At 68.3% G+C, this 24,476-nt stretch carries 21 protein-coding genes; 8 read left to right on the top strand and 13 right to left on the bottom strand.

The genetic code is table 11. The features are described from left to right. Nucleotides 1-41 precede the first annotated feature (41 nt). Together gorA and AC6CH2_RS12030 are read right to left on the bottom strand one after the other, a co-directional pair. On the bottom strand, nt 42-1,442 hold the full coding sequence (gene gorA, locus AC6CH2_RS12035) for a glutathione-disulfide reductase (RefSeq protein WP_498269420.1): 1,401 nt from the start codon (nt 1,440-1,442) through the stop codon (nt 42-44). Then, complete coding sequence (locus tag AC6CH2_RS12030) at nt 1,439-2,713, bottom strand: NAD(P)/FAD-dependent oxidoreductase (protein WP_498269419.1); 1,275 nt, start codon at nt 2,711-2,713, stop codon at nt 1,439-1,441. Before AC6CH2_RS12030 ends, gorA begins: the two co-directional genes overlap by 4 nt. 643 nt (nt 2,714-3,356) lie before the next feature. On the opposite strand from AC6CH2_RS12030, the gene AC6CH2_RS12025 reads away from it, so the two are divergent. Further along, entirely contained in the window at nt 3,357-5,147 is a 1,791-nt protein-coding gene (locus AC6CH2_RS12025; RefSeq protein WP_498269418.1) for a M4 family metallopeptidase, read from the top strand. Nucleotides 5,148-6,130: 983 nt separating this feature from the next. Here AC6CH2_RS12025 and AC6CH2_RS12020 read toward each other — a convergent pair. After that, on the bottom strand, nt 6,131-7,363 hold the full coding sequence (locus AC6CH2_RS12020) for a DUF418 domain-containing protein (protein ID WP_498269417.1): 1,233 nt from the start codon (nt 7,361-7,363) through the stop codon (nt 6,131-6,133). A 157-nt stretch (nt 7,364-7,520) separates the two neighbouring features. Beyond that, nucleotides 7,521-8,000, bottom strand: a complete 480-nt coding sequence (locus AC6CH2_RS12015) for an FKBP-type peptidyl-prolyl cis-trans isomerase (protein WP_031374224.1) — start codon at nt 7,998-8,000, stop codon at nt 7,521-7,523. A gap of 131 nt (nt 8,001-8,131) precedes the next feature. Between AC6CH2_RS12015 and AC6CH2_RS12010 the strand changes: the two genes are divergently transcribed. Both AC6CH2_RS12010 and AC6CH2_RS12005 read left to right on the top strand, forming a co-directional pair. Then, nucleotides 8,132-8,707, top strand: a complete 576-nt coding sequence (locus AC6CH2_RS12010) for a C40 family peptidase (RefSeq protein WP_498269416.1) — start codon at nt 8,132-8,134, stop codon at nt 8,705-8,707. A gap of 251 nt (nt 8,708-8,958) precedes the next feature. After that, nucleotides 8,959-9,603: a C40 family peptidase gene (locus tag AC6CH2_RS12005; RefSeq protein ID WP_498269542.1), complete on the top strand. Its 645-nt coding sequence runs from the start codon at nt 8,959-8,961 to the stop codon at nt 9,601-9,603. A 1,109-nt stretch (nt 9,604-10,712) separates the two neighbouring features. Here AC6CH2_RS12005 and AC6CH2_RS12000 read toward each other — a convergent pair. After that, nucleotides 10,713-11,210, bottom strand: coding sequence for an acyl-CoA thioesterase (locus AC6CH2_RS12000; protein WP_435396770.1), 498 nt, complete (start codon nt 11,208-11,210; stop codon nt 10,713-10,715). Then, complete coding sequence (locus AC6CH2_RS11995) at nt 11,207-11,815, bottom strand: NADPH-dependent FMN reductase (protein ID WP_498269415.1); 609 nt, start codon at nt 11,813-11,815, stop codon at nt 11,207-11,209. Before AC6CH2_RS11995 ends, AC6CH2_RS12000 begins: the two co-directional genes overlap by 4 nt. Before the next feature lie 213 nt (nt 11,816-12,028). Here AC6CH2_RS11995 and AC6CH2_RS11990 point away from each other — a divergent pair, with 213 nt between their 5' ends. Further along, entirely contained in the window at nt 12,029-12,472 is a 444-nt protein-coding gene (locus AC6CH2_RS11990; RefSeq protein WP_498269414.1) for a hypothetical protein, read from the top strand. 97 nt (nt 12,473-12,569) lie between these two features. Here the strand turns inward: AC6CH2_RS11990 and AC6CH2_RS11985 are convergent, their stop codons facing one another. Then, a complete protein-coding gene (locus tag AC6CH2_RS11985; protein ID WP_498269413.1) occupies nt 12,570-13,994 on the bottom strand; it encodes a M16 family metallopeptidase in 1,425 nt (474 codons plus the stop codon). A gap of 12 nt (nt 13,995-14,006) precedes the next feature. Continuing rightward, nucleotides 14,007-15,419 carry a M16 family metallopeptidase gene (locus AC6CH2_RS11980; RefSeq protein WP_498269412.1) on the bottom strand — a complete coding sequence of 471 codons (1,413 nt, stop codon included), beginning with the start codon at nt 15,417-15,419 and terminating at the stop codon, nt 14,007-14,009. Nucleotides 15,420-15,625: 206 nt separating this feature from the next. Between AC6CH2_RS11980 and AC6CH2_RS11975 the strand changes: the two genes are divergently transcribed. Then, a complete protein-coding gene (locus AC6CH2_RS11975; protein ID WP_498269411.1) occupies nt 15,626-16,114 on the top strand; it encodes an NUDIX hydrolase in 489 nt (162 codons plus the stop codon). Between the two features lie 104 nt (nt 16,115-16,218). Here the strand turns inward: AC6CH2_RS11975 and AC6CH2_RS11970 are convergent, their stop codons facing one another. The 4 genes from AC6CH2_RS11970 to AC6CH2_RS11955 all read right to left on the bottom strand — a co-directional run bounded on the left by AC6CH2_RS11970 (nt 16,219) and on the right by AC6CH2_RS11955 (nt 19,612). Continuing rightward, nucleotides 16,219-16,920: a hypothetical protein gene (locus AC6CH2_RS11970; protein ID WP_498269410.1), complete on the bottom strand. Its 702-nt coding sequence runs from the start codon at nt 16,918-16,920 to the stop codon at nt 16,219-16,221. 161 nt (nt 16,921-17,081) lie between these two features. After that, the gene (locus tag AC6CH2_RS11965; protein ID WP_498269409.1) at nt 17,082-17,627 is read right to left on the bottom strand and encodes an energy transducer TonB; all 546 of its coding nucleotides are present in this window, start codon (nt 17,625-17,627) and stop codon (nt 17,082-17,084) included. A gap of 90 nt (nt 17,628-17,717) precedes the next feature. Beyond that, on the bottom strand, nt 17,718-19,043 hold the full coding sequence (locus AC6CH2_RS11960; protein ID WP_498269408.1) for a dicarboxylate/amino acid:cation symporter: 1,326 nt from the start codon (nt 19,041-19,043) through the stop codon (nt 17,718-17,720). A 176-nt stretch (nt 19,044-19,219) separates the two neighbouring features. Beyond that, a complete protein-coding gene (locus AC6CH2_RS11955; protein WP_498269407.1) occupies nt 19,220-19,612 on the bottom strand; it encodes an ArsR/SmtB family transcription factor in 393 nt (130 codons plus the stop codon). Nucleotides 19,613-19,822: 210 nt separating this feature from the next. Between AC6CH2_RS11955 and AC6CH2_RS11950 the strand changes: the two genes are divergently transcribed. Both AC6CH2_RS11950 and AC6CH2_RS11945 read left to right on the top strand, forming a co-directional pair. Then, nucleotides 19,823-20,995 (top strand): MFS transporter, encoded by a 1,173-nt coding sequence (locus AC6CH2_RS11950; protein ID WP_498269406.1) that lies wholly within the window; start codon nt 19,823-19,825, stop codon nt 20,993-20,995. A gap of 226 nt (nt 20,996-21,221) precedes the next feature. Continuing rightward, nucleotides 21,222-22,931: an alkaline phosphatase gene (locus tag AC6CH2_RS11945; RefSeq protein ID WP_498269405.1), complete on the top strand. Its 1,710-nt coding sequence runs from the start codon at nt 21,222-21,224 to the stop codon at nt 22,929-22,931. A 188-nt stretch (nt 22,932-23,119) separates the two neighbouring features. Here the strand turns inward: AC6CH2_RS11945 and AC6CH2_RS11940 are convergent, their stop codons facing one another. Continuing rightward, nucleotides 23,120-23,542 carry a CopD family protein gene (locus AC6CH2_RS11940; RefSeq protein WP_498269404.1) on the bottom strand — a complete coding sequence of 141 codons (423 nt, stop codon included), beginning with the start codon at nt 23,540-23,542 and terminating at the stop codon, nt 23,120-23,122. A gap of 140 nt (nt 23,543-23,682) precedes the next feature. On the opposite strand from AC6CH2_RS11940, the gene AC6CH2_RS11935 reads away from it, so the two are divergent. Next, entirely contained in the window at nt 23,683-24,291 is a 609-nt protein-coding gene (locus tag AC6CH2_RS11935; protein ID WP_498269403.1) for a class I SAM-dependent DNA methyltransferase, read from the top strand. Nucleotides 24,292-24,476 lie beyond the last annotated feature (185 nt).

Here is a 24,476-nt window from a genome sequence, read left to right as displayed (position 1 = left end):
GCCTTGCCTGGCGCGCGCCGCGCGGCGGTCGTCGCCGGACGCTAGCGCATCAGCACCACTTCCTCGGCGCTGGTCGGATGGATGGCGACCGTGTCGCGCAGGTCGTCGAGGGTGATGCCGCGCTTGAGCGCGACCGCGAAGCCTTGCAGCATCTCGTCGGCGGCCTCGCCGAGCAGATGGATGCCGACCACGCGGCGTTCCCGGCCGACGCAGACCAGCTTGAACAGGCTGCGCTGCGGCGACTCGGCCAGGGCGTACAGCATCGGCCGAAACCCGGCGCGATAGATGTGCAGGTTGTCACCATGTTGCGCCCGCGCCTCTTCCTCGGTCAGGCCGACCCGGCCGATCGGCGGATGCGCGAACACCACGGTCGGGATGTCGTTCTGGTCGAGCCGGCCTTCGCGGCCGCCGTAGACGCGGTCCATGAGCCGGCGCGCGGCGGCGATCGCCACCGGCGTCAGCTGGGCGTCGGGGGTGACGTCGCCGACCGCATGAATACCGGCGACGTTGGTCGCATGCAGCTCGTCGACCAGGACATGGCCGCGCGCGTCCAGCGCCACGCCGGCACGCTCCAGCCCCAGGCCCTGGGTGCTGGGCCGGCGCCCGGTGGCGAACAGCACCTGGTCGAAGGGCTCGCTGAGCGAGCCGTCGGCGCCGCGCAGGCGCACGCGCTGGCCGTCGGCTTCGAGCGCCGCGACCGCGTGGCCGAAATGCAGGCGCACGCCGTTCTGGCGGTAATCCTCGGCCAGTTGCGCGGTCAGTTCGGCGTCGAATGCTTCGAGCAGGCGCTGGCCGCGCACGAACACCTCGACCTGGCTGCCGAGCGCCTGCAGTACGCCGGCGATCTCGACCGCGATGTAACCCGCGCCGATGATCGCGACCCGCCCGGGCGCGGCGCACCACTGGAAGAAATCGTCGGACGTCGCGCCGAGTTCGGCGCCCGGGATCTGCGGCTTGACCGCGTGGCCGCCGGTCGCGATCAGGATCCGCGGCGCGCTCAGGCGCGCGCCGTTCTCGCATTCGACCGTGGTGGCGTCGAGCAGTTGCGCGCGCATCGGCAGCACCGCGATGCCGGAGGCGTCGAGACGGCGCCGGTAGCTGTCGTGGATGTTGGCGATGTAGCGCTGGCGGTGGACGATGAAGGTCGGCCAGTCGAGCGCGCACGGCTGTTTCGGGTCGGCCTCGATCGAGAAACCCAGCGACTGCGCCATCCGCAGCTTGCCGGCGATGTCGGCGGCCAACCACATCGCCTTCTTCGGCACGCAGCCGACGTTGACGCAGGTGCCGCCGAGCAGCGAGGGCTCGAGCAAGGCCACCCGCGCGCCGTGCTCGGCGGCGCGGAAGGCGCCGGCGAGACCGCCGGAACCGCCGCCGACCACGATCAGGTCGAACTGGGTGCTGCCGTCGTCATGGCCATGGGCGGCTTCGGGATTGGGGCTCATGCGAAGCGCTCCGGTCGGTAGGGATGCGGATCGATCGCGGTCTCGCGCCCGGCGATCAGGTCGGCGACGAGCTGGCCGGTGCCGGCGCTCATGCTCACGCCCATCATGCCGTGGCCGGTCGCCAGCCACAGCCCTTCGCAGCCGGGCACGCGGCCGATCAGCGGCACGTCGTCGACGCTCATCGGCCGCCAGCCGTACCAGCGTTCGCGTTCGACCGGGCCGACCGGGTGGTGCAGGTACTCGGCGGCGCCGCGCTCCAGCGCGGCCAGCCGGCGCGGGTTGAGGCTCTCGTCGTAGCCCGAGAATTCCATCGTGCTGCCGAGGCGGAAACCGCTGTCCCACATGGTCACGCAGACCTTGCGTTCGCGCAGCACCACCGGCCGGCGCGGCATCAGCGGCGGCCGGTCGTAGGTGATCGAATAGCCCTTGCCGGGCTGCATCGCGCGCTGCAGCGACGGCAGGCCGATCGCATCGGACAGTTTCGGCGTCCACGCGCCGACCGCGACCACCACCTCGCGCGCGCGCAGCCGGCCCAGGGCGGTATCGAGCTCGATGCCGTCGCCGTCGCGGCGCAGGTCGCGCAGCGCGCATTGCTCGGTGAAACGGCCGCCGTGCTCGGCCACGGTGCGCGCGAGTTCGGCGACATAACGGTCGGGGCGCAGCACTGCGTCGTGGTCGAAGCGGATCGCACCGGCGACGCCGGGCTTGAACGCCGGGTCCTGAGCTTCGTAGGCGGCGCCGTCGAGCAGGCTCACGCCGATGCCGAATTCGCGCAGCAGGTCGAGTTCGAGTTGGCCGCCGGCGAAAGCCCTGGCGTCGCGGAACACGTAATCGACGCCGGCGGTATCGAATTCGCAGACCAGGCCGTAGCGCCCGACCCAGTCTTCCAGGCGTTCGCGCGAATCGTTGAGCAGGGCCGACTTGGCCTGCGCGCTCGCTCGCCAATCGCGGTCGTTGCAACGCGTGGCGAAGCGCAGCAACCAGCTCCACAACTGCGGGTCGAGCTTGGGATGCACGTACAGGGGCGCGTCCGGGGTCAGCATCCAACGCAAGGCCTGGGCGATCACGCCCGGCGCCGCCAGCGGCGTGGCATGGCTCGGGGTGATGGTGCCGCAATTGCCGTGCGAGCTGCCGCCGCCGATGCGGCCGGCGTCGATGACCCGCACCGAGCGCCCGCTTTCGAGCAAGGCCAGTGCGCAGGTCAGGCCGATCACGCCCGCGCCGATCACGATCACGTCTTCGCCGCCCGCGGCGGCCGTTCGCTGTTCCACCCCACCCACCTGTGCTTCGCGCATTTGCCCTGTCAGCCAGTCCGGTTCGTTGTCGCGTGGCCGGGCCGCAGCGCTGCCGCCGCGGCCCCGGGTGCCGCCGGGAACCGCTCGGCACGTTCCGCATAGTACTAAGACTGGGCCGCGGCGAGCGCCGCCGGGTTTGCGGCTTGGGGCGGGCGGCGCCTCGGTCCGGGTCGAAACGAGGCAGCCGCACGCCGGACGGAACGCAGCGATCCATCGATGCCGGCCGCGTCGCCGACCGCTTTGCCCGGGCGCCTGTCGACATGGCGGTGCACGCAAGAGCGCGCCGACGCGCTGCCGTCGCCGCGCATAGAAGCGCAAATCCTCTGGCGCTTAAGTTGCGTTTTCGCTTACCGCACCGGTTCTGTGACCGAGCGCGAAATGCGGCGCGCCGTTACGTGACCGCTCGCACCGATTTTTCGTTCAAGCGCAGTGGGCCGGCAGCCTAACGTCACTGCAGGCCCACCGTCCGACTCACGCAGACGCCACCGCTGCACATCCGACAGGGCCGCCCCTCCAAGCCCAACGCCGCCGTCGCCTCCGACGGCGAGCGCCGCCGGAGGCTGCAAAAAACAAGCACGGCACCTCACAAACACGACCGATACTTTTTAGGGGATCCACCATGCAACTGAAGACCGCTGTACTGAGCACCGCCATCGTCGGCGCCATCGCCGTGCTGGCGGCCGCGTCCGTGTCGGGCTCGGGCTCGACCACGCTCGCCGCCGCGCCTGCCAACGCGCCTGTCTCCACCGCCACGACCACGGCTGCCGCTGCCCTCACCCGCGCCGCCACGGCGCATGCGGCGCAGGCGCCGAGCCAGTTCGCGGTCGGCGCGCGGCCGGGCAGCGACCTCGTCGCCGCCTCGACCTCGCCCGAGCAGGCCGCGGCCTCGCCGGCGGCGCAGCGCGCGCGCGGCCTGCTGGAAACCGTCGCCGCCGATGAAGTGCATCGCGTCGAGGCCGACGGCTTCGTCGCCCGCGACGTCATGATCGATCGCGACGGCACCGAGCACGTGCGCATGGAGCGCACCTATCGCGGCCTGCCCGTGGTCGGCGGCGATCTGGTCGTGCACTCGCGTAACGGCGAACTGACCTCGATCAGCCAGGGCGACAACATGCGCAGCTTCGGCCGCCCGGCGATCGAGCCCAGGATCAGCGCCGAGCAGGCCAAGATCGAAGCCGGCGCCGCATTCGACGGCACGGTCACGGCGATGACGCCGGCCGCGCTGGTGATCTTCGCCCGCGGCACCGAGCCCACCCTCGCCTACCAGGTCGACGTCACCGGCGAACGCCGCAACGACCCGGCGCCGGGCCTGATCAGCTATTACCTCGATGCCGCCACCGGCAAGCTGCTGCAGGAAGACGACCGCGTCCATTCGGCCGCCGCCACCGGCACCGGCAAGACTCTGACCCTCGGCAACGTCAGCCTGGTCAGCAACTCGGTCAGCGGCGGCTACACCCTGACCGACCCGACCCGCGGCAACGGCCAGACCCTCGACGCGCGCAACCGCACCGACACCTCGACCGCGCTCGCCTTCAACGACAGCGACAACATCTGGGGCAACAACACCACCTCCGACCGCGCCTCGGCCGCGGCCGACGCCCACTACGGCGTCGCCGCCACCTTCGACTACTTCAAGAACGTGCACGGCCGCGCCGGCATCTTCAATAACGGCCAAGGCGTGAAGAGCTATGTCCACTACGGCCCGACCAACCTGGTCAACGCTTACTGGACCGGCAGCGCGATGGTCTACGGCGACGGCGACGGCGTGACCTATCGCCCGCTGGTCGCGCTCGACGTGGCCGGCCATGAAATGGCCCATGGCGTGACCGGCGCAACCGCGCGCCTGGGCTACTACAACATCAAGGACAGCGGCGGCCTCAACGAAGCCACCTCCGACATCTTCGGCACCCTGGTCGAATTCAGCGTCGGCAACGCCAACGACCCGGGCGACTATCTGTTGGGCGAAGAGGTTTTCATCAACAACCCCGGCGACACCAAGGCCCTGCGCCTGATGTTCAAACAGGACGCCGACGGCCGCTCGTTCTCGTGCTACCCGGTCGGCGGCTTCACCGCCTCGCAGACCGGCCAGAACGGCAAGTACGACCCGCACCTGAGCTCGGGCGTGGGCAACCGCTTCTTCTACCTGCTCGCCGAAGGCGCGGTGAAGCCGGCCGGCTTCAACTACACCCCCTCGCAACTGGTCTGCAACGGCGACACCGCCATCGCCGGCATCGGCCGCGCCAAGGCCGGCGCAATCTGGTACCGCGCCCTGACCCGTTACTTCGTCTCCAGCACCACCTACCCGCAGGCCCGCACCGCTACCCTGCAGGCCGCGACCGACCTGTACGGCAGCACCTCGAACGAATACAAAGCCGTCGCCCGCGCCTGGAGCGCGGTGTCGGTGAACTGAGCCCGCGGTTTTTAATGAATTGATATTCGAATTGATATTCGAATTGGTATGGGCGTATCGACAGGCCGTCTGCGGGCGGCCTGTTTTTCTGGGCGGCGAATGCTTAGCGCGGCGATCCTTCTGGCGGCGAATGCTCCCGCTGAAGCAGCGGCGTGAGCCGCGACCGCTGAACGCGCAGTGACGACAGGGCCGTCGTCCTTCGTCGAAGCGGCGTGCTTTCGCCAGGGTAGGAGCGGCGCAAGCCGCGACCGCCATGCTTCGGTCTCGCTTAGCCGGCGTCTCTCCCCTGTAGGAGCGACGTGAGTCGCGACCGCGGACGGGCAGAGATACCAAGACCCCGCCATTCGTCGAAGCGACAGACTTTCGCCAGGGTAGGAGCGGCGCAAGCCGCGACCGCCATGCTTCGGTCCCGCTTAGCCGGCGTCTCTCCCCTGTAGGAGCGACGTGAGTCGCGACCGCGGACGGGCAGAGATACCAAGGCCCCGCCATTCGTCGAAGCGACAGACTTTCGCCAGGGTAGGAGCGGCGCAAGCCGCGACATCGCTGTGACGGTTTTGCGGCGCCTCTCTCATCTAATAGATCAAGATCACCATCAAGACCAAACCCAAAGCTTCCGCCACTAAAGCGGCGGGTTACTTTCTTTTGTCTAAAGCAACAAAAGAAAGCTAACCAAAGAAAAGTGCTTTGTTTTGAATCAAGGGCCCGCATGATCGATGCCGACGCAGTGATTTTTCATACGGGACATCCCTGTCCCGATGAAAAACGGCGCGCGTCCCTGCGCGCCGCCCTCCGGGTCTTCTTTGGCCTTCGCTAGTGCGCGGCGACGCACAGCCAAAGCCAAAGCACGGCCACGGGCCACGGGCCACGGGCCACGGGCCACGGCAGATAGTTTCGGCCCTGTTCCGACCATGGATATCGCTTGTGCGACAGCGTGGTCTACGTGCGCCAACCGTTTCTTCGCAGCGCAGCCTCGCAGACGTTAGTTACGTCCCCCGAACCCGCATCGGCGGCCATCGCCAATAGGTAAACGCGCGCCACAACCATTCGACCGGGCCGAAGCGGTGGCGCCGCAGCCAGGCGGCGCTGAGCATCATCTGCAGGGCGAATACCGCGACCGCCGCGGCGATCAGGGGCGCGGGCGACACCCGGCCCCACAGGCCGAGGCCGTAGCCGTAGAAGATCAGGGTGCCGGTCAGGGATTGGGCGAGGTAGTTGCTCAAGGCCATGCGGCCGGCCGGAGCGAAGCGCAACGGCCAGCGTGCGCCGCCGTGCACGACCAGTACGATCCAGGCGATCAGGGCCAGGGCCAGCGGCAGGGCGCCGAGCATGTGCAGGGTGCTCGCGGCGACCGCCGCGGCGCTGACCGGCGTCAGTGCGGGCGAGCTGTCGATCAGCAGGCTCAAACCGGTGACGGCCGCGCCGGCCGGCACGCCATAGACGACCATCGACCGCAGCCGGCGGCGATGCGCGGCCGGGTCGGCGAGCGCGCCGCTGCGCACGAACCAGGCGCCGATCAGGAACAAGCCCAGCACCATCGGCACCATGCCGAGCCAACCCGCTCCCGCGTCTTCGACCAGGAAACTCAGCCGGTGCGCTGTCGCCTGCGCATAGTCGCCATGCGCGTAGGCGGCGATTTCGGCGGCGCGCTCGGCGCGATCGGCGGCGCTGTCGGCATCGGTCGCTTGCGCCACGCCGGGCACCATCAGCAGTGCCGCGATCATCAGGTAGAAGCCCAGCACGCTCAGGTACAGGCTCAGGCCGACCCGCCACAGGGCGCCCGGCGACAGCGATCGCATCGCGTACAGCGCGAACGCGGCCAGCGCATAGGTGACCAGGATGTCGCCGGCCCAGATCAGTACCGCATGGACCAGGCCGATGACCAGCAAGCCGACGCTGCGGCGCAGGTACAGCGGGCGGAAGTCGCGCCCGGCCTGGCGCGCACGCTCGAACATGACCGCGAAGCTCATGCCGAACAGCAGCGAGAACAACGTCCAGAACTTGCTGCGGATCAACACGTAGACGAAGGCCGAGGCGGCCCGATCGAGCCCGCGCAACTGCGCATCGATGCCGTCGGAAACCTCCGCCAGCGGCCGGGTGAACAGCTCGGCGTTGCTGAGGAAGATCCCGAGCAAAGCCAGGCCGCGCAGCGCATCGAGTGCGAGCAGGCGTTCGTGGGCGGGGATGGGGGCCAGGCCGGAGGCGGCGGTTGCGCTCATGATCTCGCTGTCGTCGGGGGTGGCATGGCGCTGCCGCGGCCGCTTATGGCCGCTGCGTCGATTCTACGACCGCCTGGGGGTCGCGACGGCCTCGCCGGCCTCGCAAACAGAAACGGCCCGCGCAGGCGGGCCGTTTCCGGTCGAAGGGGCCTGTGGCTTAGTGCGCGTGGCCGCCGTCGCCGTGCACGTGGCCGTGCTCGATCTCTTCCTTGCTGGCTTCGCGCACTTCGACGATCTCGATGGCGAAGTGCAGGTCCTTGCCGGCCATCGGGTGGTTCAGGTCGACGTCGACCACGCTCATGCCGACCTTGAGGATCGTCACCGCGCGCGGACCGAAGCTGGTCGGCAGCACCGCCTGCATGCCCGGGAACAGCTTGGCGTCCTTGAAGTACTTCTTCGGCACGCGCTGGGTCAGGCCTTCCTGGTGGGCGCCGTAGGCTTCGGCGGCGACCACGTCGACTTCGAACTTGTCGCCGGCTTCGCGGCCGTCCATCGCCTTTTCCAGGCCCGGGATGATGTTGTTGTGGCCGATCAGGATCGCCAGCGCGTCGCGGCCTTCCGAGGTCTCGAGCGGCTCGCTGCCCTGCTCGGACACGGTGTAGTGGAAACGGACGACGCGATCTTTCTCGATTTTCATTGCAGGACCCGACTGGAGACCGCCATCGGGCGATCAGGAAAGGAAACGGCGGCCCGTCTTTGAGCGGGCCGCCACAAAACGACACGTGGACTGTCTTGTCGTCCCGGCGCTTAGCCGCCAAGCTATCGGCCGTGACGAAGGCCGCGCATTATCCCGGCAACACCGCTCCCGCGCCAGCGCGGGCGCGCAAGCCGTGGCCGGCGCTCGCCGTGGCCGCGGTCCTGTGCGGCCTGCTGGCGGCCTGCGGCGGCGGTCGCGAAGTCGTGCGCCGACCGCCCCCGGCCAAACCGGTGCGGGAATGGCCGCGGACCGAGCCCGACAACCCCGGTGCCGCCAATGCGGTGCTGATGCGCGCGATCAGCCTGGTCGGCACCCCTTACCGCTACGGCGGCAACACCCCCGACAGCGGCTTCGATTGCAGCGGCCTGGTCAACTACGTCTATCGCGACATGCTGTCGCTGAGCCTGCCGCGGACCTCGCGCGACCTGGCCGCCTACCAGGGCCCGAAGATCGAGCCGATGCGGCTGGCCGCCGGCGATCTGGTGTTCTTCGGCAGCCGCGGCAACGTCTCCCATGTCGGCATTTATGTCGGCGAGGGGCGCTTCGTGCATGCCCCCAGCAGCGGCGGCACGGTCCGCCTGGACCACCTCGACGGCCCCTACTGGGTCGACCACTACAGCGGCGCGAAACGGGTTCTCAGGAAGTAGCGAGACTTTCATGAATGCGCTATCTGACATAGCGCCGATGAAAAATGTGAATTAAATCACAGCCTTGTTAACGACCTGCTAACGAAATTTGAACCTATGTCTCGCACTTGACGGGCATCATCCCCCATCGGTGACGACTTCGTGATTAATACGTGACGACCCAATTGACTCGCCACGGCCGCCTGGCTGCCACCCCCCAAGCACCTTGCGCCACCCCCCGCACGACTTCGGTCGTCCGGGCCAGCCAACAAATCCTGCTGACCGCCGCACTTGCGGTCTGCGCCCTGCCCGCCTTCGCCCAGCAGTCTTCCGCGCTGGGTTCGAGCCTCGGCAGTTCCCTCCCGGGCGGCACCTCGCTGCGCAACGACTCGGCCGACGCGCCGGAGCCGACCGCCAGCAACATGCTCCCGGAGGCCATGACTCTGTCCGATCGTGCCCTGCTGCTGGCGACCGACCTCAACCGCCTGTTGGGCCCGAACGTGAACCTCGGCAAGGCCGATATTCCGGCCGCCGAGCAGAGCCGCATCAAGAGCATGCTGCAGCGCGCCCTGGGGCTGCTGGGCACCCCCTACCGCTGGGGCGGCAGCTCCCCGGACCAGGGCTTCGACTGCAGCGGCCTGGTCGGCTACGTGTTCCGCAACGCCCTGGGCATCGAACTGCCGCGCGTCTCGCGCGAGATGGCCAAAACCGGCGCGGTGATCGACCGCGACGCGATGACCGAAGGCGACCTGGTGTTCTTCGGCCGCCGCGGCCGCGTCGACCACGTCGGCATCTACCTCGGCGAGGGCCGCTTCGTGCACGCCCCGCGCACCGGCAAGGACGTGACCGTGTCCAGCCTGGACACCGGTTACTGGAGCGGCAAGTTCATGGAAGCCCGTCGCGTCGACGGCATCTGAGTTCTCGCTTCCCGATCGATATCGGACAGGCCGCCTTCGGGCGGCCTGTTGCGTTTACGGGGATGGAGTGCGGCGAATCCTTTCCTGTAGGAGCGACGTGAGTCGCGACCGCGGGACGCGCATAGACAACAAAGCCGTCGCTAGTCGTCAAAGCGGCGTGATCTCGCAGGGTAGGAGCGGCGCAAGCCGCGACATCGTTGCGATGGTCTCGCGGCGCTGCTTTCAATCAAGATTTGCATCAAGATCAAACCCAAAGCTTCCGCCACTAAAGCGGCGGGTTACTTTCTTTTGTCTAAAGCAACAAAAGAAAGCTAACCAAAGAAAAATGCTTTGTTTTGAATCACCAGCCCGCACGATCGATGCATCCGCGGGGATTTTTCATACGGGACATCCCTGTCCCGATGAAAAACGGCCCGCGTCCCTGCGGGCCGCCCTCCGGGTCTTCTATGGCCTTCGCTAGTGCGAAGCTGCGCACAGCAACAGCAACAGCAATCCTGCAGCTACGACGGTTCAAGGGGTAGGAGCGGCGCAAGCCGCGACATCGTTGCGATGGTCTCGCGGCGCTGCTTTCAATCAACATTTGCATCAAGATCAAAGATCAAGATCAAACCCAAAGCTTCCGCCACTAAAGCGGCGGGTTACTTTCTTTTGTCTGAAGCAACAAAAGAAAGCTAACCAAAGAAGTTGCTTTGTTTTGAATCACCAGCCCGCACGATCGGTGCATCCGCGGGGCTCTACATACGGGACCTCCCTGTCCCGATGAAAAACGGCGCGCATCCCTGCGCGCCGCCCTCCGGGTCTTCTATGGCCTTCGCGAGTGCTCGGCGACACACAGCAACGGCAACGGCAACGGCTGCTGTTTAGGGGCTGCTCTTGGGGAGGAGCGGCGCAAGCCGCGACCGCGAATCTGCGGCCGCCGGCGCGCGTAATCGTGTTTGCTCGGTCGCGGCTTGCGCCGCTCCTGCCCTGCGACAGTTTGCGGCTTCGATCGGCAACGACGGCAACGACGGCGATGGAGATTCTGCGCGTCCCTTGGTCGCGACTCACGCCGCTCCTGCACAAGCCCAGAGCTCCTGCACAAGCCCGGACCCGACCGCAGCGGGCGAACCTCACCCCTCGTGCACGTACCGCTCCACCGTCGCCTCGATGCCCTTGCTCAACTCCATCACCTTGAGCGCGTATTCGGCCAGGCGCTTGTCGTCCTCGGTCACCGGCGTCCACGACGGGACCGGGGTCGGTTTGCCTTCGACCTGGTCCATCGCGACGAATACGATCACGCAGTGAGTGCACAGGCGTTCTTCGGGCTCGCCGTCGTCCAGGCCCGGGTCGCGGGCTTTCACGTCGACCGCGAAATGCATGCTGCTGGTGCCGGTGTGGATCAGCTTGGTGTGCACGGTGACCAGGTCGCTGATCCGGATCGGGGCGACGAAGCGGATGCCGCCGACCGCGACGGTCACGCTGTACTTGCCGCTCCAGCCCACCGCGGCGGCGTAGCCGGCCTGGTCGATCCATTTCATGACCATGCCGCCGTGGACTTTGCCGCCGTAGTTGACGTCGGTCGGCTGGGCCAGGAAGCGCAGGTTCAACTCGCGTTGCTCGCCTTTCATGCCGGAGCTCCCTGGTAGGCCTTGAGATGCCGCACCACCGCGGCGCCGACGCGATGCACCGCGTCGCGCTGGCGCTCGTCGTTCAACTGGCCGAAATCGGCGAGTTTGTCGGCGGCCTGGCCCACCGCGACCTGCTGCGGCACCACGATCAGGCCCAGCTTGGCCAGGGCGTCGCGCAGCACCAGCAGCGAACGCAGCCCGCCGAGCGGGCCCGGCGAGGCCGAGACGATGCCGGCGACCTTGTCGGCGAACAGGACGGTGCCGGAACGGCCGTCGGCGAGCGGCCGCGAGATCCAGTCGAGGGTGTTCTTGAGCAGGGCCGGCATCGAGCCGTTGTACTCGGGCGTGCTGATCAGCAGGCCGTCGTGCTCGGCCAGCAAGGCCTGCAGGCGCCGCGCCTGTTCCGGCATGGCCTCGGCCTCGATGTCGCCGTCGTAGATCGGCAGGGGGTAGTCGCGCAGCTCGATCAGGGTGACCTCGGCGCCGGCGGCGCGCGCGCCTTCGGCCAGCACCGGGATCAGACGGCGGTTGTAGGAGCCCGAGCGCAGGCTGCCAGCGAAGGCGAGCAGGCGCACCGGCGAAACGGCGGGGTTGGCGGGGGGCATGAGGGGCTCCGTGGCGAGGCGCCGATTATGCGCGAGGCGCGGCGGCGGCGGGAGCTTGAAACCCGGCGCCGGCAAGGCGATGCTCCGCGCATCCGCTCCGGGGAGGGACGGACTGCGTTACGCGCGACGACGGCGACGATCGCCGTTGTGTCGCTATCCCCTGCCGGAGCATCGCCGGCGCCCTTGGCCCACACCCAGCAGGACAGGCCCAGCATGAAACAAGTGTTCTACGGTTTCGGCGTCTTCGTCGTCGCCTTCCTGATCGGCGCCGGCCTCGCCCGCTACGGTGCGCCCGGCGACGGCACCGCCATGCTGATCGGCGGCGGCATGCTCGCGGTCGGCCTGGTGCTCGGCTACAAGGCCCTGGAAGCGGTGGCGTTGCTGTTCGCGCCGGTCGTGCTGGCGCGCATGGCGGTGCGCTGGGCTGCGACCGGCAGCCCGGTCGAGCGCGACCAGCGCCGCGATCGCGGAGCGTGGCTGGCGCGGCTGATCTTCATTCCTCTGTACGGTGCGTATTCGCTGCTCACCGGCGCCGTCGTCGGCGCGTTTCCCGGCGGCTACGGTCTGTTCCTCACCGCATTGCTGTACGGCGTGGTCGGGCTGGTCTTTGCCGGGCTCGCGGTCGGCGTGGTGTTGAAGTGGTTCGGCGAAAGCTAGCCGTCGCTGGCGTCGCTTCCGAACGGTCATCTGCCAAAACCAAGCAAGCCCCGGCCATCGACGGCCGGGGCTTGTTATGCGCGATACGCGTCCGGGCCTACTTCTCCAAGGTGAACTCGCCGTATTCCTTGAGCTGCCCTTCGACCGCCTTGTAGTCGCCGACCACCACGATCGACTGGTCCTTGGAGGCGTAGTACTTCTTCGCCATGGCCTGGACTTGCTCGGCGCTGATCGCGCGGATCTTCGGCACGTACTCGCCGAGGAATTCCGGCGGCAGGCCGTACAGCCAGTTGCTCGCCAGCGAGGCCGCGACCGAGCTCTGCAGTTGGTTGCCGATCAGATAGCCGCCGGCGACGTAGCGCTTGGTGTCTTCGAGCTCCTGCGCCGGCACCGGGTAGTCGTTGAGGCGGCCGAATTCGTAGATGAATTCGCCGATCGCCTTGCCGGTCACTTCGTTGCGGACATCAGCCGAGGCCTGGATGCTGCCGCCGTCGCGCAGGGCGTTGAGGCCGCCGCGCGCACCGTAGGTATAGCCCTTGTCCTCGCGCAGGTTCTGCATCAGACGGCTGCTGAAGCCGCCGCCGAGCACGATGCCGGCCAACTGCGCGGGCAGGTAGTCGGCATCGGTCGCGGCGATCGCCGGACGCCCCAGGCGCACCGCCGACTGCACGCTGCCGTCGCGCTGCACGAAGATGCGCTGCGGCGCGGCGCTGGTGCGCGCCGGCGCGGTGTCGGCGATCGCCTCGCCGCTGGCCTTCCACTGGCCGAAGGCGGCTTCGGCGAGCTTGAAGCCCTGCTCCGCGCCGATCCGGCCGGTGACGATCAACAAGGCGCGGTCCGGGCGGAACCGGCGGACGTGTTCGGCGCGCACCTTCTCGGCGGTGACCGCATTCAGCGAGGCCTCGGTCGGCTGGCTGCGCGCATAGGGATGATCGCCGTAGGTCGCCTTCAGCAAGGCGCGGGTGGCCTTGAAGCTCGGCTGCGCCTGCGACACCTTCAGCCCCTGCAACGCATTGGCCTGGGCGAGCTTGACCTCGGCATCGGGGAAGGTCGCCTGCTGGGCCACTTCCGACAGCAACCGGATCATCGGCTCGGCCTGCGAAGGCAAGGCGTTGGCGCTGAGCAGCACGCCGTCGTTGAGCGCGCTGGCGCCGATCGCGCCGCCGTAGCCTTGCGCGGCTTCGGCGATCGCCTTGGCGTCGCGCTTGGCCGTGCCCTGGGTCAGCAGCCCGGCATACAGCGAAGCAAAGCCCGAAGCGTCGGGGCCGTCGCTGGCATAGCCCGCGCTGCGCACGGCGAGTGCGTAGTCGACGCGCGGCAGGCCCTGGCGCGGCACCACCCAGACCTGCAGGCCGTTGGCGAGGGTCTTCTGGGCGATTTGAGGCACCGGCAGCGCCTTGTCGGCGGCCAGCGGCGGCAGTTGCTTGGGCAGCTTGGCGGCGGGGCCGGCGACGGCGGCGCCGACCGTGCAGACCAGGGCCAACGAGATCGACAGTACGAGCCGATTATTGCGGATTCTCATGTCGTCTCCTCCTCAGTTCGTCGCCGACGGCGCGGCCGCGGCGGGCTTCGCGGCCGGGCCCGCCATCGCGACCGGCTTGCGGTCGATGACGGTGCGGTTCGCGCGGGTCAGATAAGTCTTGGCGACGCGCTGCAGGTCGGCCGAGGTCACCCCTTCGATCCAGCCGGGGATCTTGTTGACCACGTTCGCGTCGCCCCACAGGGTCTGCATGCGCGCGACCGTGTCGGCGCGTTCGATGAAGCTTTCCAGGCCGTTGTACCAGTCGGCGAGCATGTGGGTCTTGACTCGCTTCAGGGTGGCCGCATCGACGCCGTCGCGGGCGATCTTCGCCACTTCCTCGTCGATCGCGGCGAGCACCGCATCGGCATTGGTGTCGGGCTTGTACAGTGCGAACAGGGTGAACAGGGTCGGGCCGTTGTAGGTCCAGGGGTCGGTCAGGCCGTACAGCGCGTCGATGTTGAGCGCGATCTGGCGCTGCTTGACCAGGCCCTGGTAAAGGCGCGAGGCCTCGTCGCCGGCGAGCAGGCTGCCGAGCACCGCCATCGGCGCGTGGTCGCGGCTGCCGCGGACAGGCATCTTCCAGGCCGCGGCGATCGCCGGCACCTGCGCCAGCGCATCGGTCTGTTCGATGCGCTTTTCCTTCGTGTTGAGGCCTTCGGCGAAGTCCGGCGGCGGCGGGGTCGGACGCCCCGGGATCGCGCCGAAATACTTGTCGGCCAGCTTGAAGGCCTCGTCCGGGGTGATGTCGCCGGCGATGCCGAGCACCGCGTTGTTGGGGCCGTAGTAGTCGCGGTGGAACGAGCGCACGTCCTCGAGGCTGGCGTTTTCCAGATCCTGGAAGCTGCCGTAGCCGTCGTGATTGTTCTCCCACTTCTGGAACGCGTGCTGGCCGATGTCGATCCACATGAAACCGCCGTAGGGCTGGTTCTTCACGTTGACCCGGATCTCTTCCTTGACCACGTCCTGCTGGTTCTTGAGCGTGGTCGGATTGAAGTCGAGGGTCTTCATGCGGTCGGCTTCGAGCCACAGGATGCGGTCGAGGGCCGAGACCGGCGCGACTTCGATGTAGTTGGTGAAGTCGGCGCGGGTGGAGCCGTTGTTGCGCCCGCCGCCGCCGCTGATGACCTGGTCGAACACGCCCTTGGGCGCGACCGGCGTGCCCTGGAACATCAGGTGCTCGAACAGGTGAGCGAAACCGGTGCGGTTCTTCGGCTCCAGCCGCATGCCGACGTGGTAGACCACGCTGACGCCGACGGTCGGCGAGCTGTGGTCCTGCGAGACGACCACGGTCAGTCCGTTGTCGAGTTTCTTGACTGCGACCGGCAGCTGCCAGCGATCGCTCTCGGCCGCGCGCGCAGTGGCGAACGCGGCGGTCGTGATCGTGGTCAGACCGGCCAGCAGCACGCAGAGGTGGCGCTTGCGCATGGGATTCTCCCTGTCCTGTCGAATGAGTCCGTCGGCCGTCGCGGACCGTTGCGGGCTGCGACGTGCCGGAGGCTCCGGCACCCTAACCCGGGACGGCCTCGCCGATACGGGTCGAAAGTCACGTAGGGGGATCGGCGGCGCTGGTCGTTGCGGGGCGGATCGCCGACACTGTGCGGCCCCGCTCCTGTTGTGCAGAACCCCCGCCGATGCCGTACACGCCTATCGTGGCCACCCTGGGCTACGTGATTTCGCCCGATGGCCGCCAAGTCCTGATGGTCCACCGCAACGCGCGCCCCGACGACCACCAGTTGGGCAAGTACAACGGCCTGGGCGGCAAGCTCGAAGCCGACGAGGACGTGGTCGCCGGCATGCGCCGCGAGATCTTCGAGGAAGCCGGCATCGTCTGCACCGCGATGAGCCTGCGCGGCACCATCAGCTGGCCCGGCTTCGGCAAGCACGGCGAGGACTGGCTGGGCTTCGTGTTCACCATCACCGCCTTCGAGGGCACACCGTACGCGAGCAATCCCGAAGGCGCGCTGGACTGGGTGCCGATCGAGCGCCTGCACGAATTGCCGATGTGGGAAGGCGACCGCGAATTCCTGCCGCTGGTGTTCGACGCCGACCCGCGTCCGTTCCATGGCGTGATGCCGTACCGCGACGGACGCATGCAGTCGTGGAAGTACTCGCGGATTTAGGGCGGGGCGGATTTAGAGCGGGACGGATTTAGGGCGGAACGGATTTAGAGCGGGACGGATTTAAACGGGACGGATTTAAACCGGATCGATAGGAACGCAGACGCTCAGGCCCCGCCGATCCGACGCGTCAACCCGTCCCAGGGCGTCTGCCAGACGCGGCCGCTCAAGCTCCACGGCGGCAGCTCGCGGCCGGGCGCAGCGGTCGGCGCTGTGTCGAAGGCCGGGCCGGCGAACTCGATCGACAACATCAGGCCCGAACGCGGCGCGCGGCGCAGCACCGCGCTACGCGCCGGCCGCATCGCGCCGCTCGAGGCGTCGTCGCGCCAGGCGTCCGGTTCTCCATCGAACACCACCAGGCAACGCGCGGCGTCGATCTTCAACAGATGGATCCGGCCGCCGCCTTCGGGTTCGAGCAGGCAGCGCGCGTCCTCGAACTCGTAATGCTCCTCGTCGACCGTCCCCGAGGCCAGGTCGGCCCAGTACGCACCGAACAGGCGTTCGCGGTTGCCGAGCGCGGCCTTGCGTTTGCGCCAGGATTGGCGAACCGCGATGCAGGCCAGCACCGCCAGACCGAGCGACCACGCCTGCGAGCGCCAGCCGGAACCGGCGTCCAGCGCCCGCTGCCACCAAGCCGGCCCTCGCCATGAGCCGACGAGCGCCAGGAAGGCGGCGGCGACGAGCACGACGATCGTTCCGGGCGAGCGAAGGCGCGATGCCCAACCCGGGCCAGGCACGCGCCGGCCGAACCCGGCCAGGACTTGCTGCTCGCGCGCGGTCATCGGGCGCGAGACGATTTCCAACGACATCCTCGGATCCCTGTGGGCCGCGCGCGATCGGACAAGACTCTGCGTCACGAAGGCGAAGGCGCCAGTATCTCCGATCCGTCCAATTGCACCGGAATGCGCCGGATCGTGCCGATCGTGCCGATCGTGCCGATCGTGCCGGATCATGCCGAACTTGCGCCGCCTCAGCCGCCGACCCGCACCGAGCCCTTGCCGTCCTGCTGCTCGAACACGAAGCTGAAAGCCAGGCTCACCGCGACCGCTTCTTCGCGGCCGCTGACGCAGCCCTGCTCGTCGACCGGGCGGGCGCCAGGATAGACGCAGCGGAACGCCGGATCGAAACGCCACTGCGCCACCGCGTTGCGCGCGGCCTCGACGAAGCGCGGATCGGTCTGGGCCGGGCGCGGGCAACCGCTGGCGGCATCGTCGATCGGTTGGCTGTCCATGACCTTGCCGTCCTCGCCGATCGCCACGCGCAGGCAGATCGTCTGCGGCGGCAAGCGCTGGGCCAGCAATACCGGCGGATACAGCGGGCTGGGATTGCCGTGTTCGGCCAACGGCATCTGGAAGGTTTCGTTGGCGGCCAGTTGCATGCGCTCGCTGGCCGGCATCAGCTTGTCGATCGAACGCACCCCGACCTGGCCGCTGCGCGCGGTGTCCTCGGCCTCGACCCTGGGCGGGTCAGGACGCGTCGCGCACGCGCTCAACAGGCTGGACGCCAACAACAGCAAGGCCCACCGCAGGCCGCTCGCGCAACGCGGGGAAGGCCCCGTTCCGGCTACTCGCTCGTATCGACGCCCCTGCATGGCCTTCGTCCTCGCTCAGACTTTGCTTTCTTCCTCGATCCCGACATTGGTCGGCGCCGCGTCGTAGACCGCCTTGTCGAGCAGGCCGGTCTCCTTGGCTACCAGCACCGGCACCAGCATCTGCCCGGTCACGTTGGTCATGGTCCGCATCATGTCGAGCACGCGGTCGATCGCATACAGGTAACCGATGGTCTCCAGCGGCAGGCCGGCCGCGCTGAGCACCACGGTGGCCATGATCACCGCCGTGCCGGGCACGCCGGCGGTGCCGAAGCTGCCGAGCACCGAGGCGATCATGACGATGAAATATTGGTCGGCGGTCAGCGGCGTGCCGGTGTACTGGGCGATGAACACCGCGCACAGCGCCGGATAGATCGCGCCGCAGCCGTCCATCTTGATGCTGGCGCCGAGCGGCGAGGCGAACGCCGCATAGTCTTTATTGACGCCCAGGTTGTGGGTGATCGAACGCATCGCCACCGGCATCGCGGCGAAGCTCGACGAGCTGACGAACGCCACCTGCATGCCGGGCGCGGCGCCGCGGAAGAACTTCAGCGGGTTCAGCCCGTGCGCGAGCAGCAGGCCGCTGTAGACCACGACGATGTGCAGGGCGCAGGCCAGGTACAGGGCGAGCACGAAATTGCCGAGCGGCAGCAGCTTCTCGAAGCCGTAGGCGCCGACCAGGGCGGCGATCAGGCCGAAGGTGCCGATGGGGGTGACTTCGAGCACGAAGCGGGTCACCTGGATCATCAGGTCGCTGGTTTCGCCGACCAGCTTGCGCACCCCGGCGACTTTTTCGCCGAGCTTGACCATGGCGAAGCCGAGCAGGCCGGCGAAGAAGATCACCGGCAGGATCGAGCCCTTGCCGGCCGCGAGCACGGTCTCGCCGGCGGCGTTCTTGGTCGCGCCGATGCCGGTCAGGGCATAGAACGGATTGCTCGGCACCACGTCGAGCAGCACCTTGGTCACGCTGGGCACGTCGCGCGGCTTGTAGCCGCTGTCGATCGCCAGCCCCATCACGCCGCTGCCGGGCTGCAGCACGGTGCCGACCGCCAGGCCGATGCCGACGGCGAGGACCGCGGTGACCGCGAACCACAGGAAGGTGCGTCCGCCCAGCGCGGCGATCGATTTCTGCCCGTGCAGCGAGGCCACCGCGTTGATCACCGCGAAGAACACCAGCGGCACCGCGATCATCTTGATCAGGGTGACGTAGAGATCGCCGAGCGGGCCGAACCAGGTTTCGGCGGCCGGGCCGAACGCCCAGCCGGCGAGCGCGCCGAGCACGAAGCCGCCGACCACGCGCTGCCAGAACGGAATGCGGAACCACGCGGAGAGCAAGGCGGTCATGACGGACTATCCAGAAGATTCGTCGGAAGACTCCGGCCGGAGCGGCCCGGCGCGGAGCGAGCGGCACACCATAAACAGGTTCGACACGCCGCCGGCAAACCCTAGCGCATAAGCCGGCAACGAAATTTCATGAAGCGCGACCGCTTCGGCAAAACACCGCGACGCAGTCCGCGCTTTCATGCGCGTGCCTTCGCTGGCGGCGTCCGCGCGGCCTCGGCGCGGCGGCGGCGCGCCGGCGCCTTGGCCGGGGTTTTCTTGCCCGGCTGGGCGCCGCCGGCGCCGGCCAGGATCGCCCGCAACAGGCCCGGGAAGCGCCGTTCGAGATCGTCGCAGCGCAGGGTGTTGAGATACTGCGTTCCGGATTTGACCGTGTTGACCAGGCCGGCCGAACGCAACACGTCGAAGTGCCGCGACAGAGTCGCGCGCGGCAGCTCTTCGTCGAGGCAGGCGCCGACGCAGGACACCGGATGGTCGCGGCTCAGCGAGCGAACGATGCCCAGGCGCACCGGGTCGGCCAGCGCATACAGCACGCTGGTCATCTCGATGTCGTCGACGGCGGGGTGATGCAAGGGTCTCATGGCGACAGCTTGCAACAAGCGAAGGCCTGCTGCTATGGTTTCCATAGTTCCAAATATCGGAACAATAGAATAACACGCGTGGCAGAGCGTTTCCGCGGCGACCCGTATTTTCGCCCCGCCTTCATCGCCGCCGTTCTTGCCATTCCCGATTCCCGATTCCCGATTCCCGATTCCCGTTTCCCGTTTCCTGATTCCCGGCCGATGAACAAAGCCCTGTTTTCTCTCCTCCTCGGCGCCTTCGCGCTCGGTTCGGCCGAATTCGGCACGGTCGGGCTGATTCCGTCGCTGAGCCATCAATTGCACCGCAGCAGCGACGAGCTCGGCTGGCTGGTGGCGATCTACGCCATCGGCGTGACCATCGGCGCGCCTGTGCTGACCCGCCTGCTGCAGCGCTACGACGCCCGCCTGACCCTGGCGGTGTCGATGGCGCTGGCCGGCGTGCTGACCGTGCTGGCCTCGGCCAGCGAGCACTTCGGCCTGCTGCTGCTCGCGCGGCTGTTGCTCGGCGCCAACCACGGCCTGTTTTTTTCGTTGGCGATGCCGCTGGCCGGCAAACTCAGCCCGCGCTCGACCATCGAGGGCATGTCCCAGGTGGTGTCGGGCCTGACCATCGCGATCGTGCTGAGCATTCCGATCATGGGATTCGTCAGCGATCACTACCATTGGCAGGCGACCTTCTGGCTGCTCGGCGCCAGCTATTTCGTCGCCGCGGCGGCGATGTGGCGCTGGATTCCGGCGAGCGCGGGCCGCCGCGAAATCGACGCCCATCCGGTCGGTTTCGTCACGGTCATCTCCAACCCGCGGGTGTTGTCGGCGCTGATGAAGATCGTGCTGCTGTTCGGCGGCTATTTCATCGCCTACACCTACCTGCCCAAGCTCATCATCGATTCGCTCGGCTACAGCCAGGACACCGCCAACCTGCTGCTGTTGCTGTTCGGCATCGGCGTGGTGCTGGGCAACCATGTCGGCGGCATCGCCGCGGCGCGCTTCGGGGTGTCGCGCACGATCGGCTTCAACTACGCGCTGATCGCGGCCTTGTTCCTGGCGATTTATTTCCTGATCGGCCTGCCCTCGGCGGCCTACGCCGGGATCCTGGTGCTCGGCCTGTTCGCGATGAGCGCGACGCCGTCGCTGGGCCACTACGGCATCGAAGTGTCGCGCCGGCTGATTCCGGGCTCGGCCGAGATCGCCTCGAGCCTGACCGTGTCGGGCTACAACATCGGCATCGCCCTGGGTTCGCTGATCGGCGGCGTGGTGCTGCGCCAAGTCGGGCTCAACCAGATCCTGGTGGTCGCCGCGTTCGTGATCGGGCTGGGGCTGGTGGTGAATTTCCTTGAGCACCGCTCGGACCTGCGGCTGGGACAGGCCATTTGAAGCAGAAGCGAGTGGGTAGGAGCTAGAAGTGGGTGGGTAGGAGTGAGGAGCGAGCGAAGGCGACGGCGTGGTCCGGTTCTTGCTCGCTCCTCACTCCTCGCTCCTACCCACTCACTCCTGCTCCCCGCGCTCCCGCCCGATCCCGCAAAACGGCGCCCGGGCGCCAGCGCCGCGCCGTCATAGACCCGGGGCATAATCGCCGGCTAGTCACCCAAGCCGGCCGTCCATGTCCAAGCTGCGTTCCGCTTCCGTCCTTCTCGTTCCCGCTTTGCTCGGCGCCTGCGCCGCCACGGCGCCGACCCGCGGCGATGCGCCCACGGCGCACGCCGTCGCCATCGACGTCCCCGCGATCCAGCACCCGCAGGGCGAGACGCCGGCCTGGTGGTATCGCGACGGCGCCGCCCAGGCCGCCCAGCGCGGCGCCATCGGCGGCAAAGCCAAGAACGTCATCCTGTTCGTCGGCGACGGCATGAGCCTGACCACGGTCGCGGCCGCGCGCATTCTCGCCGGCCAGCTCAAGGGCGCGCCGGGCGAAGAGAACCGCCTGAGCTGGGAGCGCTTCCCCGCCACCGCGCTCAGCAAGACCTACAACACCGACTCGCAGACGCCCGACTCGGCCGGCACCATGAGCGCGATGGCGACCGGGGTGAAGACCCGCGCCGGCGTGCTCAGCATCGGCCAACAGGCCGCGCGCGGCGATTGCGCCGGCGCTCTGGCCGCGCCGGTGCTGACCCTGTGGGAACTGGCCGCGAGCAGCGGTCTGGCGACCGGCGTGGTCACCACCACCCGAGTCACCCATGCCACCCCCGGCGCGACCTTCAGCCATTCGGCCGACCGCAACTGGGAAAACGACATGGACCTGCCGGAGAAGGCCAAGGCCCAGGGCTGCATCGACATCGCCCGGCAGATGATCGAATCGCCTTACGGCACCGGCCCGGACGTGCTGCTCGGCGGCGGCCGCGGCAACTTCATGACCGTCGAACAGCGCGACCCCGAGTACGACGACAAGGTCGGCCAGCGCCTCGACGGCCGCGACCTGGTCGCGACCTGGAAGCAGCGCCACCCCGGCGGCGCCTATGTCTGGAACGCCAAACAGTTCGCCGCCGCGCCGAAGGACCAGCCGCTGTTCGGCCTGTTCGAGCCCGATCACATGCAGTTCTCGCACGACCGCCCGCAGGACGGCGCCGGCGAACCCTCGTTGGCCGAGATGACCACCGCGGCGATCGAACGCCTCAAGCGCATCAAGGGCGACAACGGCTACGTGCTGCTGGTCGAGGGCGGGCGCATCGACCACGCCCACCACCTCGGCAACGCTTACCGCGCGCTGACCGACACGATCGCCCTGAGCGAAGCGGTCGAAGCGGCGACCCGGGCGACCTCGGCCGACGCCACCCTGATCCTGGTCACCGCCGATCACTCGCACACCCTGAGCTTCGTCGGCTACCCGGTGCGCGGCAACCCGATGCTCGGCAAGGTGCGCGGCAGCAGCGGCGAAGAAGGCGACCCGGGCGACTACGCCCGCGACTCGCTCGGCATGCCCTACACCACCCTGAGCTACAGCAACGGCCCGGGTTACGTCGGCGCCAGCGCGCAGCAGCCGGAAGGCCCGCACCGTTACCCCCACACCGTCAGCGGCACCCAGGCGGCCGAGAAGGGGCGCCCGGACCTGAGCCGGGTCGACACCGAGCATCCGGACTACATGCAGGAAGCGCTGGTGCCGACCAATGCCGAGACCCACGGCGGCGACGACGTCGGCATCTGGGCGCGCGGCCCCGGCAGCGACGCGGTACGCGGCAGCGTCGAGCAGAACGCGATCTATCACTTCATGCTGCAGAGCATGCCGAAACTGCGCGCCGCACTGTGCGCGAAGGGCGACTGCGACGCGAACGCCATCCCGCTGACGCTGCCGAAGCCGGACGATTTCAAGAGCCGTTGAGGGGTTTCGCTTAGAGCAAATCCCCCTGCTCCCCTTTTTCAAAGGGGGGAACAGCACGGGCGGGCAGTAAGAAAACGGCGACCTGGAAGGGTCGCCGTTTTTCGTTACTCGGTCGTCCGCGCCGGCCCGCTTTTACGAGTCCCGAGTCCCGAACCTCGACTCCCGATTCCCGAACCCCGAACCCCGAATCAGAACGGCTTAGCCAACACCAGCCACACGATCGCGACCAGGGCGAACACCGGGATTTCGTTGAAGATGCGCAGGCCGCGCGAGGACGGCAGCGGGCGGCCCTGGTCGACGCCCTTGAGCCAGCGGCCGGCGACGATGTAGAAGGCCAGCATCGCCGCGACCAAGGCCAGCTTGGCGTGCAGCCAGCCGCCGCTCATGTGGAACACGAACCAGAGCACGCCGCCGAGGATCGCGGCGATGCCGAACATGATGTGGCCGAAGCGGTACAGGCGCCGGCCCATCAGTACCAGGCGCGCGCGCACCGCCGGCTCGTCGCCGGCTTCGGCCAGGTTGACCAGGATCCGCGGCAGGTAGAACACCGAGCCCATCCAGGCGATCACGAACACGAGATGGAAGGTCTTGGTCCACAGATAGGCATTCATGCGCGGGCGTCCTGGAGTCGGCTGGCGTTGTCGGCGGGCGGGACCGATGAAGCGGTGCTCGAGCGAAGGGCACGCGCAACGCGCCGGTTCGCCGGCCCGGCGCGATAGGATGCCACGCTCCACGCCACGCCGATGAACCCATGAGCAAACAGTACGACCGCGATTACTTCCAGCGCTGGTACCGCGACCCGGCTCTCAAGGACCAGGCCATCGGCGGCAGCGCCCGCCTGGCGCGCAAGGTCGCATTGGCCGTGGCCACCGCCGAGTACCACCTAGAACGCCCGCTGCGCAGCGTGCTCGACATCGGCTGCGGCGAAGGACCGTGGCGGGCGCCGCTGCTCAAGCTGCGGCCGCGCGCGAGTTATCTGGGCTTCGACAGCAGCGAGTACGCGGTCGCCCGCTACGGCCGCAGCCGCAACCTGCACCTGGCGCGCTTCGGCGACTTCGAGTTCCTGCGCCCCTGCGCGCCGGTCGACCTGCTGATCTGCAGCGACGTGCTGCACTACCTGGATACCCGCGAACTCGACCGCGGCCTGTCCGGCGTGGCCGAACTGTGCGGCGGCGTCGCCTTCCTGGAAACCTTCAGCCGCGAGGACGGCATCGAGGGCGACACCGACGGCTTCAAACGCCGCCCCGCCAGGTTCTATCGAGAACGCTTCGCCGCCCAGGGCTTCGCCGGCCTGGGCTCGCACTTGTGGCTGGCCCCGGCGCTGCGCGGCGACAGCGCGGCTTTGGAAACCACCGGCTAAGCCGTTCGGCCCCGGGGAGGAGCGGCGCCGTTACTGGGTGCCGGCACGTCCCGGAACGCCGGTCGCAGGCGCATGGGCCATTCACGCGACCGCCGTCCCGATCCGCTATGCTGCGCCGCAGCAAACCGCCCGGCCGAACTCACCGGCCCGGGCGGCACCGCCACCGCCGTAACGCCACAGAGAGT

This window comes from Lysobacter sp. GQ73, assembly GCF_059758755.1.
This window is presented reverse-complemented; position numbering and strand designations above follow the sequence as displayed.